Source organism: Pseudochelatococcus lubricantis (assembly GCF_042432495.1).
Taxonomy (GTDB): domain Bacteria; phylum Pseudomonadota; class Alphaproteobacteria; order Rhizobiales; family Beijerinckiaceae; genus Pseudochelatococcus; species Pseudochelatococcus lubricantis.
The window spans coordinates 304386-316339 of the sequence record NZ_JBHLXC010000007.1; the positions used below are offsets into that span (position 1 = coordinate 304386).

General features: G+C 61.4%; 6 protein-coding genes and 2 tRNA genes. 6 read left to right on the forward strand and 2 right to left on the reverse strand.

Annotated features, from left to right (window positions below):
• Positions 1 to 2: 2 nt before the first annotated feature.
• Together nusA and rimP are read right to left on the reverse strand one after the other, a co-directional pair.
• Positions 3 to 1628, reverse strand: a complete 1626-nt coding sequence (gene nusA, locus ACFFJ7_RS14915) for a transcription termination factor NusA (RefSeq protein WP_166951810.1) — start codon at positions 1626 to 1628, stop codon at positions 3 to 5.
• The gene (gene rimP / locus ACFFJ7_RS14920) at positions 1625 to 2362 is read right to left on the reverse strand and encodes a ribosome maturation factor RimP (RefSeq protein ID WP_166951807.1); all 738 of its coding nucleotides are present in this window, start codon (positions 2360 to 2362) and stop codon (positions 1625 to 1627) included. Before rimP ends, nusA begins: the two co-directional genes overlap by 4 nt.
• Positions 2363 to 2719: 357 nt before the next feature.
• Between rimP and ACFFJ7_RS14925 the strand changes: the two genes are divergently transcribed.
• From ACFFJ7_RS14925 to ACFFJ7_RS14950, 6 genes are all read left to right on the forward strand, one after another.
• Positions 2720 to 3100, forward strand: a complete 381-nt coding sequence (locus tag ACFFJ7_RS14925) for a TIGR02300 family protein (RefSeq protein WP_166952541.1) — start codon at positions 2720 to 2722, stop codon at positions 3098 to 3100.
• Positions 3101 to 3217: 117 nt separating this feature from the next.
• A tRNA-Ala gene (locus ACFFJ7_RS14930) sits at positions 3218 to 3293 on the forward strand.
• 113 nt (positions 3294 to 3406) lie between these two features.
• Positions 3407 to 3482, forward strand: a tRNA-Ala gene (locus ACFFJ7_RS14935).
• A gap of 845 nt (positions 3483 to 4327) precedes the next feature.
• Positions 4328 to 7966 carry a DUF4214 domain-containing protein gene (locus ACFFJ7_RS14940; RefSeq protein ID WP_377593358.1) on the forward strand — a complete coding sequence of 1213 codons (3639 nt, stop codon included), beginning with the start codon at positions 4328 to 4330 and terminating at the stop codon, positions 7964 to 7966.
• A gap of 732 nt (positions 7967 to 8698) precedes the next feature.
• Positions 8699 to 9325, forward strand: a complete 627-nt coding sequence (locus ACFFJ7_RS14945; protein ID WP_166951801.1) for a ribbon-helix-helix domain-containing protein — start codon at positions 8699 to 8701, stop codon at positions 9323 to 9325.
• A 308-nt stretch (positions 9326 to 9633) separates the two neighbouring features.
• Positions 9634 to 11954: Ig-like domain-containing protein (locus ACFFJ7_RS14950; protein ID WP_377593361.1), on the forward strand; the 2321-nt coding region annotated here is incomplete at its 3' end.

Genomic DNA, 11954 nt, shown 5'->3' on the forward strand with positions numbered 1-11954 from the left:
CCTTACGCCTGCGGCGCCTCGTGTCCGGCGTCCTCGTGCTCCGTTTCCTCTTCCTCTTCCCCGCCGGTTTCCGGCAGGGCGTCGATCCAGCCAACAGCCACACGGGCAGCCATGATCATGTTCTCGGCGTCCTGACGCGAGATTTCGAAACCGTCGAGAATGCCCTTGTGGCGGGTAACTTCCTGCCCCTTGCGCTCCGACCAGCCGGCGAGTTCGTCCGTGGCGCAGCCAGCGAGGTCCTCGATGGTGCGGATGTCGTTCTCGCCAAAGGCGACGAGCATCGCCGTGGTGACGCCATCGATGTTGCGCAGTTCATCCTCCACGCCGAGTTCCTTGCGGCGCTCATCCTGCTCCGCCTCCACCCGCGCCAGATAGTCCTGCGCACGCGACTGGATTTCGGCCGCCGTCTCCTCGTCGAAGCCCTGGATCGCCGTCAGCTCCCCGAGTTCGACGAAGGCGATTTCCTCTACGGAGCGGAAGCCCTCGGACGCCAGCAGCTGGCCGACCACCTCGTCAACATCGAGCGTATTCATAAAGGTGGCGGTGCGCTCGGCGAATTCCTTCTGGCGGCGCTCCGATTCCTCGTGCTCCGTCAGGATGTCGATGTCCCAGCCGGTGAGCTGCGAGGCGAGCCGCACGTTCTGGCCGCGCCGGCCGATGGCGAGCGAAAGCTGCTCATCCGGCACCACGACCTCGATGCGCTCGGAATCCTCATCGAGCACGACCTTCATCACCTCGGCGGGCTGAAGCGCGTTGACGATGAAGGTCGCCGAATCCTGCGACCATGGGATAATGTCCACTTTCTCGCCCTGCAGTTCCTGTACCACGGCCTGCACGCGCGAGCCGCGCATGCCGACGCAGGCGCCGACCGGGTCGATGGACGAATCGCGCGAGATGACGGCGATCTTGGCGCGCGAGCCCGGATCGCGGGCGACGGCCTTGATCTCCACGACGTTGTCGTAAATCTCCGGCACTTCCTGCGCGAACAGCTTCGCCATGAATTGCGGATGGGTGCGGGAAAGGAATATTTGCGGCCCGCGTGTCTCGCGGCGCACGTCATAGACATAGGCGCGAATGCGGTCGCCCGGGCGGAAGGTCTCGCGCGGAATCAACTCGTCGCGGCGCACGATGGCTTCCGCGCGGCCCATGTCGACGATGACGTTGCCGTATTCCACCCGCTTGACGACGCCATTGATGATCTCGCCGATGCGGTCCTTGTATTCCTCGTACTGGCGGTCGCGCTCGGCTTCGCGCACTTTCTGCACGATCACCTGTTTGGCCGACTGTGCGGCGATGCGGCCGAAGTCGAACGGCGGTAGCGTGTCGGAGATCGAATCACCGATCTGGGCGGCCGGGTTGTGGCGGCGCGCCTCGATCAGGCTGATCTGCGTCGCCGGACTATCGAGGTCGGCATCGTCCACCACGAGCAGGTGGCGAGACAGCCGCAGCTCACCCGTGCGCGGATCGATTTCCGCGTGGATGTCGGTCTCTGCTCCGTAGCGCGACCGGGCCGCCTTGGCGATGGCGTCTTCCATGGCCTCGATGACGATGGCGCGGTCGATCGCCTTCTCGCGGGACACCGCATCGGCGATCTGCAGAAGCTCAAGCCTGTTGGCGCTGACGGTCATCCGCCACTCCTTCCGTATGGGGTCTTGCTGTGGGTACCTGCTTTGCCGGCGGCCTTGCCCTTGCGCGCGGAAGGCCCGCCGGAGGGGCCGGGCGCTTCCGGCGCGTTGTCGTTGTCCGCCTCTTGCGGGAGCGTCCCGTCATCGTCGGCCTCGACGTCCGGCGATTGCGCGTCGGCGGCCCGCGCTGCGCGCAGCGCTTCCCGCACCAGCGCGTCGGTCAGCACCAGCCGCGCCGCGCCAATGCTGCGCAAGGGAAGCGCGACCACTGGTTCCTGCCCTTCCGCCGCGTCGGGCAGTTCGACGAGCGCCTCGTCTCCCCGCACGCCGCGCAGCACGCCACGAAAACGCTTGCGGCCATCGAGCGGCAGCGCGAGATCGATGCGCGCCTCGTGGCCCGTCCAGCGGATGAAATCGCCGGCGCGCACCAGCGGGCGATCGATGCCGGGCGACGAAATCTCAAGGTTGTAATGACCCTCGATGGGATCCTCGAGGTCGAGCACCGGCGACAGCGCGCGGCTGACGGTCTCGCAATCGTCGACACTCATGCTGCCGTCGGGCAGTTCCGCCATGATCTGGACGGTGCAGCCGTTCTGTGCCGTCACCTTGACGCGCACCAGCCGGTAGCCGATGTCCGCCAGCACGGGTTCGACGATCGCGGCCACCCGTGCGGCCACGCCGGTTTCGGTGATCAGGCGCGGGTCCTGCAGCGGTGGGTTGTTGGCGGTCGGTTCCATTGGCTCTCGTTACGGACTTTTGTGCGCGCAGCGCAGGTGCCTCCGCGGTGCGGAACCGGCTCCGGACGCTGCATCCAGACAGGGAAAGGCCAATACAAAAAGGAGCGGTCCCGACGGAACCACTCATCGTAACAGCCCATATGAACCATCTGATGTGATAACGTATAATAGTCACGCAGCCCCGCCGGCGCAAGTCCTGATTCGGACATCGGCCAAAATTGCCCGGCGGACGGGGCCCGCGCGCCTTCGGGCAGTGGGAATCAACGTATTGACGCGCTGCAGCGATGTTTCGATTTGACATGCGCCGCCAAGCCGATTAACCGGATCGCTCCCAACGAAAGTGGAGTGACAGCAACCGTGGCGAAACCGGAACTCGGCACGAAGCGCCAATGCCTGAGCTGCGGCGCCAAGTTTTACGATCTGAACAGGGACCCGATCGCGTGCCCGAAATGTGGCGCGCTCTTTCAGGTTTCCTCGGCGCGCGCGGTTCCCCCGCCTGCCGATGACGTGGACGACGACGAGGCCGTGCTGGAGCCGGGCGCCGTCGATCTCGTGTCGCTCGACGATGTCGCGGCACAGGAAGATACGCCCGAATCGACCGGCGATGACGACGACGATATCGACATCGGGGAAAGCCTTCCCGACGACGAGGAACCCTTCCTCACCGACGATGATGAGGAAAATGACGATGTCTCCGATCTCATCGATGGGGATATCGGCACCGACGATGAAAATTGAAGGTGCTTTGCCAGCATTCGGGGCTTGAGCCTGGCGAAAGTTGGCGCTATAGAGGCCGCTACTGATTCATCGGCGGTCAGCGGCGCGGTGCTTCCCAAGGTGCCGCGCGTTTCAGTTGGGGTCATAGCTCAGTTGGGAGAGCGCTTGAATGGCATTCAAGAGGTCGGCGGTTCGATTCCGCCTGGCTCCACCATTTTTCCCTTCCGGGTGCGTATCGCCGGAGGGTAGCGGTCTCCCCCTTCCATAACGGGGCCGGGACCGATTGTCGAAAACCGGGGCGTCTTCCCAAAGCGCCGCGTTTCAGTTGGGGTCATAGCTCAGTTGGGAGAGCGCTTGAATGGCATTCAAGAGGTCGGCGGTTCGATTCCGCCTGGCTCCACCAGAACTCCCAAGCTCTACATTATAGAACGCCGGACGATATAGAGCGCCCGTCTTGGGCGGCGCCTTTTTCCGAACCTTACATTCCGCCAGTTTCGCCGTAAGGCGCTTCGTCTGTCCGTGTCCTGCGAGATCGCAGGCGCCGCCGGCCAAGCGTGATCGCGGAATGAGCCATTTTCCGAGGGCTCATCCAGCGAAACGTATATGTCAGGTTCAGTGACGCATGTACCGACACATTACATAAAGAGTGATCCGCCAATCCCCGGCGCGCAACTGGATTGATATTCGGCTTATTGATCCGCCACACGCTGAGTGATCGGCCGGGTGTAGTTCGCATCATGCGGGCGCGGTGACGGTGTTTGTATTCAAACTGTCAGCAGCCGGATTCATGCAAAGATGCTGTCAGACATATGACATAAACACGATGAGATGTATCGAAGTCGGAAACAATCCGGAAAACCATGAAGATGGTCTGTTAACGCGCCGTCGGATCTCTGTGGGGGCCGAATATTTGGAAGCCCAATCCGTGAACGCGCGCAGCAACTTGCGCGTGGAATATTGTAGTCCGGCAGCCTGTTGCGAATGCAAATCGAATCGCCATTCTGTACAAGATATAATATGGTTAATTTCCAGTAAATATTTGTTTCCGCGGTTCTTTGTGTGGTGCAAATTCGCAACAGCATGACGATTTCACGATCAAAAGGGACGGTTTCCTACATTTCCGGCTAAGGCCGGCCATGCGGGTCGTTGCGTAGCGGCGCGACTCTGGGGTATAGCAGTTCACTAAGGTGCGAGGGGGCTTCCGTCTCGCCGAAGCGCCTTTGAACATGAGAAAGAAGGGATCCAGTTATGGCTCTTACCGATAGTGTAATCATTGCTCGCTACCAGGGCATTCTGCGCAAGACGCCGACTGCCGACCAGGTGGCGTCCCTGAAGGGGCTTTATGCAACCGAGGCGGCGCTCGACAACGCTCTGCTGACCACGGCTGTCGCGAACGTCAATCCCGTTGTGCTCCTCTATCAATCGGCCTTCGGTCGCGTTCCGGACGCTGACGGCCTCAACTTCTGGGTCGCCAAGTTCAATGGCGGCGCCGGCGCGACCCTCGACTCGATCGGCAATGAGTTCTTCAACTCGAAAGAGTGGGGCATCATTTTCGATCAGAACTCCCCCGCTCTCATCATTCAGCAGCTCTACCAGAACATCCTCGGCCGTAACGCTGACACGGCTGGCCTGACCTGGTGGGTTGAGCAGTACAACAACGGCGTCTTCACTCTCGCTCAGATCGCTGTTCGCTTCGCCGTCTCCGACGAGCTGACGGACAAGTTCGAAGAAGCCATCTCCGACCTGCTGGTCGACTCTGCCAACAACGCTGGCAAGCTCGACGCGACCGAGACCCTGTGGGACTGGATCCCCGACGCTCCTCCGCCGGCTGGTGAGCTGCATAACCTGACCAAGGGCGCCGACACGATCGCGCTCGGCGTGAACGACACGGTCAAGGGCTTCTCGGACAGCACGCAGAACAGCGGCAACCAGGATACCTACAACGGCAACGACTCGATCACGGGCACCGTTGGCGGCAACAACAAGTTCGAGCTGTCCGTCAACGGCAACGTGACGCAGCAGGGCACCGTCCGCAACGTTGACCTCGTCGCCGTGCAGGCCGGTTCGCAGGCCACCACGCTCAACGTTTCCAACTGGACCGGCATCAAGACGGTCGAGCTGAACCAGATCAAGGCCGACTTCACGCTGGACGACATCCAGCAGGGCGCGACCCAGATCAACATCAACGACAAGACCCAGAGCGCGCACACGATCAAGCTGAACTACGACTCGAACGAGTTCGGCGGCGTGGCCAACATCGGTGTCAAGGAGACGTTCGCTACCGTCGTCGCCCAGACCACCGACATCCAGAACGGCGCTGTCAAGACGATCAACCTGTCGATCAACGACACGGCTGGCCACGACTCGACGCTGGCTGACCTCGTCGGCCACAAGACCGAGACGCTGAACATCACCGGCGGCTACGCTGGCGGCAAGTTCAAGATCACGGGCGCGCTCGACAAGACGCTCACGAAGATCGACGCTTCGACGGTTCTGTCGAACCTCGACCTGAACGTCAGCGAGACCGGCCGCAAGGCGCTCGAAGTCACGCTCGGCAAGGGCAACGATCTGCTCCGCACCGGCGACACGCTGAACAGCAACGACGTCCTCAAGGGCGGCGAAGGCAGCGACGTTCTCTCGGCCGTGTTCACCTCGGGTGCAACCCGCTCGCCGACCGTCTCGGGCTTCGAGAAGTTCGACCTGACGTTCAACGCGAACACCGTTCTGAACTTCGAGAACGTTAACGACGTTGCGACGATCCTCATCCAGCCGAGCTCCAACCCGTTCCGTCTCCACGAGCTGGATTCGACGGTCAAGACGCTCGACGTCGAGGGCCGTCAGGCCAACTCCACGCATCAGATCTACTACGCTGACGATGCGCGGAACAGCAACCTGCAGGTGAACTGGAACAACGACTCCGGTTCGAACGACGGTAACTGGGAATCGAAGTACCTCGGCCAGTGGTCGGGTTCCGACGGCGCGGGCACGCTCGACGTGGAAAACGCCGGCGAGTTCCACTTCACGCACTCGGGTGAGTTCTCGACGTTCTTCACGGCTCGTACCGACGTGACGGAAGACGCCTGGCAGTTCGACATCTACCTCAAGGACGCTGTGACCCGCGTGCTGACGGTGGAGAACACCGGACAGGGCGACCTCGTGCTGGCGAACGACAAGGCCTTGCCGCCGTCGGATGTCGACGCCTTGCCGCCGTCGGATGTCGACGCCTTCAGCTGCGGCTGCGGCGAGTGCGGTTACTCTTACTACGGTCTGGCCGATATCGGCGGCACCAACAAGGTGACCAAGCTGTCGTTCAAGACCACCGACACGGGCAACATCGAGCTGCGTGACGTTCGCAACGTTGCCGCGCTGCGCAACTTCACGGTTGACGCCAGCAACGCCGGCGACATCTTCATCAACAGCATCGGTGCGGCTCAGGGCCTGCTCGCCGGTGTCGACAACCCGGCCAGTTTCAATGCGGCTCTCCGTCTGGAGACGATCGACATCTCTGCTTCGCAGAAGGCGATCGCCAACGTCAACTACATCAACAGGCTGTACAACGAGAGCAGCCAGCACCATTCGAACGGCGCCACGATCTCCACGATCAACCTGACCGCCCAGAACGCTTCGGAAGCCAACCTGTGGGGCCTCTCCGCCGGTGGCGTGGAGAACGTTGCGATCAACGTCTCGAACGGCGCTTCGGTCGGCGTCTGCAAGTGGGAACTGGTGAACGACGAGGATCAGGGCAACAGCCTCGGTTCCGTGATCGCCAAGGGCGCGGGCGAGCTCAACGAGGGTTCCTGGCACAGTTCGCTCGGCAACCCGTCTGCCGGCAAATACTGGGACTTCACGAACCAGTCCATCGCCAAGCTCGACTTCAGCGGCCTGACGAAGGATGCGGTCCACGTTGACTTCTCCAACGACAACGACGGCGTGGTCTTCACCGGCACCAACGGCAAGGATCTCGGCGACAAGGGTTGGGTCGGCAAGCTGTCGTACAACTACAGCGGTTCGGCTTCCGCCGTTGACGTCGGCAACGACGTCACCGACACCACCGACACCACCGACACCAACGTCTACGGCATCGGCAACGTCTCGCACGTGTCGAACGTGAACCGGGACAACAACGTCCGGGCTTACACGATCGACCTCGGCAAGGCTGACGGCGACTGGGTCATCGGCGGCAACGGCAATGACGTGATCAGGCTGGGCGGCGGCAACGACTTCGCTTACGGCGGCGCCGGCCACAACCAGATCTACGCTGTGTCGGGCACCAACTACATCGTCACCGGCGCCGTCGGCACGAACGAGATCTGGGCTGGTGCGGGTCAGGACTTCATCTTCCTGAACAATGCGTCGGCTGACGTTGCCGGCAAGTCCGGTCCGAACGTCGTCAACGACTTCACGGCTGGTCAGGACAAGCTGATCATCGACATCAGCGATGTCGAGGCCAAGGCTGACGCCAACCTCGTGTGGACGTACAACGCCGATCTCGCCGCGTTCCCGGATGAGTACCGTGCGGCCGAGTACATCACCGTCAACTCCGCCACGAACGTGAGCGGCACGGGTGCGAACATCATCGCGCTCGATCGTCAGGGCACGTTCCAGGATTACACGGACGTTCTCACGGCGATCCAGGGTGGCGGCGACCTCGAGATCTCGACCGACTGGCGCGGTTCCTCGTTCCAGGTGGGCGATGCTCTCACGCTGGCCTGGCACGACCAGGAAGGCGACCTGCACCTCAGCCTGGCGAAGGTCACGACGCTCCAGACCATCCCCGGCCCCGGCAACGGCGCGCAGACCTACAACTTCCAGCTCTTCGACGTTGCGGAGCTGGTCGGTCAGACGAGCTGGATCAACTGGCAGAGCGACCTGCTCTTCACGGCCTGATCAGCCTGAACAAAGAATCCCTTCTTTTCAGGGGGCCCCGGCGTACGCGCCGGGGCTTCTTTTTTGGAGAATGATTTCTTGGAGCATGACTCGGTCTGAAAAGATCGCAGCGCGTTCTTCAGGTTTTTATCTTGAGTGAATTCTTATTGTCCGGATGATCTCGGCCGATCGAGGCGTGTCCTGATATTGCGGCACGTCATGGGGTCTATCGGCGTTACGCTATAATCAGGCCGGCCCTCCCGTATGAGTGGTGACTCATCAGGCCAATGCTCCCGGTCTTCGATCGATTCCACGCGGGCTTTCTCAGGCGCGGCGCCAGCCCGGGATGTCGTCGATGGGGTTAAAGCAATTTAGGCAAAAATGAACACGGCTTTTGCGTAAAAGCAAAAAGTTAGACTATTGTTGTGTTTCAACGAAACATAGAAATGGTCTAACTCATTGGAAACAGGCGTAAAAGATCCTGACTTCCCGGAGGTCCCGACGCGCGTCGGGACCTCTTTTTTACTCGCATAAGTTGTAAAGATAGGTTATCAAAAAAACGTGAGCATAAGAATGTCACATAGGACTAGCTTACTTGATCAGCGTCAACGTAAATAAACACAACCGTGACATGTTGTCGCCATTCGTTTACAAGAAACGGGCGGAACATGACATTTGAGAATGCGGGCTGAAGCAGTCGGTCCGTGGAGCGTAACTTGTCGTTCCGGTACCAACAGCAGTACGGGAAGCTTCATGGCGGTTCAAGACGTAAATGGAAGCGCGGTGCTTTCGTCGCTGACGACGACCGACCTCGCCGGGCTGTCTCAGCCCGAGTTCCGAGCCATAGCAACGCCCCGGGGCCGCACTGGCGTGCGGTTGGAGGTGACTTTCTGGCGGGCGCTGGCGAACCTTTGCGAGCGAGACAGCCTGCCGATGCCCCTGCTGGTGGCGAGCATCGTGGAAAGTGCGCGCAGGCAGGGGATCAACGCCACCAGCGCCCTGCGCTGCTATGTCGTTCACCGCCTCGTCCGTGAGGCCGCAGCCGTCAAGGCTGTCAGTACAGTTGCCCAGAGAATACAACTTTTGATAGCCGCTCCCATCCCCTCTATTGCGCTGACGGGGAGAGGTGACATCATTTGTACAAACATTGAGTTTATCAAGTACTTGCGTATACATGAAGACTCGGCCTTTTCCGACAGCGCGCTGAAGCTCGAATTCGACGTCCCCATCGACGCGCTGGTGTCCGCCATCCAGACGCGCGGCCGGGTTGAGAGCGGCCTGAACATCGCATACGGCGCCATCGGCCGCCGTACTATCGCGCGCGTGGTGCCCGTGCCGCCGCTTCCCGCCGAGGCGCTTGTCGCTTACGTCCTGCAGTGAAAACCTTGCCTGAGGCCGGTTGCGCGGGCATCCCGATGTCCGCGCAACTGCTTTCATGGCGCATCCAGGGGCGCAGTCCGCAGGGCGGTCTCGGGGCGGGGCTAAACCATCGGCGGCGGGATTTTCGGAAAGACGTCGGTTTTCGGGGGTTCGTATAAATGGGTATACGTTTTTTGGGCCGAAACCACCAGAGGTTGTAATTTATGTAACTTTTAGTTGCTGTGTGACTATTTTGTAAGTTGTTTTGAAGGTGGGTTTCAAGTATCCGTTCTTCAGTTTGACTGAAATCAGGACAGGATGCCCCCGCCATGGCTAAACGGCCCACGCAGACCAATACGCCCTCGCAGCCCACCAATCCTTCGCAGAACGTGATCGGCGCGACCGCCCGGCATGACGTCTACGAGAAGGGTCTTGGCAACCGGCCCGATCTCGGCTCCGAGTATTGGGGCAACACGGAATTCGCGGAAGGCGCCGTCGGCATTCCGATGTCGCCGGTTTTGAATAGTTTTCGCACCCTCACCATCGGCGACAAGTCGGTGCCGCTGAGCAACGCGGTGGGGCAGACGTTCGACACGCAGTACGGCAAGCTCACCGTCACCGGCTACGACACGCGCACCGGTGCCCTGAGCTACCGCTACGAACTCACCACCAACGTGTACGATCAGCCGAACGCGACCGAATCGGACCTGGTGACGATTCGTGTTCAGAACTACAAGGGGGGCGCCACGGAATGCCTCGTGCAGTTCGACATCATCGACGACACGCCGGATGCGCGTAACGATACGGATACCGTGAAGTCCGGCACCTGGGTGGAAAAGGGCAACGTCATCTCGGGTGACGGCACGAACGAGGGCCTGAGCGGCGCCGGTGCGGACACCAAGGGCGCCGACGGCGCACGCGTGACGCATATCGTGTCGAAGACGAATACCGAGAAGTCCGTCTCCAGCAACGGCGAGACGGAAATCAAGGGCGAGTACGGCACGCTGAAGATCAAGGCGGACGGTTCCTATACCTACACGCGCGATTACAACACGAAGGGCGGTGTCGAGGACGTGTTTACCTACACGCTCACCGACGGGGACACGGATGCCGACAAGGCGACGCTGACGATCAAGATCGACGACTTCACGCCCGTGTTGACGCTCACCGACGTCAACGTGGCTGTCGACGAGGACGACCTGTCCAACGGTTCGGACACCTCGAAGGAGTCCGTTGCGGTTTCGAAGTCCTTCTCGTTCACGTCGTGGGACGGCGTCAGCTCGTTGACGGTCCAGCTGGATAACGGCACCGAGGTCGAGGTCTTCAAGAACGGCGCCTTCCAGTCGAACAAGGAAATCGTCACGCCTCACGGCACGCTGAAGTTCACCGGCGGTACGTGGGACCCGGCCAACGGCAAGGGCACGGTGAGCTACACCTATACGCTGACCGACGACCTCGACCACACCAACGGCAACGGCGAGAACACGTTCGTCGAGAACTACACCGTCAAGCTGAAGGACGTCGACGGCGATGCCGCCGCGCAGCAGACGTTCACGGTCACGATCACCGACGACGTGCCGGACGCGAAGAACGACACCGACACGGTGAAGTCCGGTACGTGGGTGGAGAAGGGCAACGTCATCACCGGCGAGGGCACGAACGAGGGCCTGAATGGCGCCGGTGCCGACGTCAAGGGTGCCGACGATGCGGCCGTGGCGCTGATCGAGTCGGCGACGGTTGCCGCGAAGGCGGTGTCGTCGTCCGGCGAGACGGATATCGCCGGCCAGTACGGCACGCTGAAGATCAAGGCTGACGGCTCCTACACCTACACGCGCGATTACAACACGAAGGGCGGCGTCGAGGACGTGTTCACCTACACGCTGAAGGACGGCGATGGCGACACGGATGCCGCCAAGCTGACGATCAAGATCGATGACTTCACGCCCGTGCTGACCCTCACCGGCGCCGATGTTGCCGTGGACGAGGACGACCTGTCCAACGGTTCGGACACCTCGAAGGAGTCCGTTGCGGTTTCGAAGTCCTTCTCGTTCACGTCGTGGGACGGCGTCAGCTCGTTGACGGTCCAGCTGGATAACGGCACCGAGGTCGAGGTCTTCAAGAACGGCGCCTTCCAGTCGAACAAGGAAATCGTCACGCCTCACGGCACGCTGAAGTTCACCGGCGGAAACTATGACGCGCCGAACGGCACGGGCACGGTGAACTACACCTACACCCTGACCGACAACCTTCCCCATGCCGACGCCGGCGGCGAGAACACGCTGATCGAAAACTACATCGTCAAGCTGACGGACATCGACGGCGACCCGGCAACGCAGCAGACGTTCACGGTCACGATCACTGACGACGTGCCGGACGCGAAGGACGACACGGACACGGTGAAGGTCGGCACGCAGAGCGAGACGGGTAACGTCATCACCGGCGTAGGCACGAACGAAGGCCCCGGCGGTCTGGGCACGGACGTCAAGGGCGCCGACGGCGCGACCGTGACGCAGATCGAGTCGGTGAAGGGCGGCACGAAGGCCGTCTCGACCGCCGGCACGACGGAAATCGCCGGCCAGTATGGCAAGCTGAAGATCGCTGCTGACGGCTCCTACACCTACACGCGCGACGCTGGCACGCCCGGCAACGT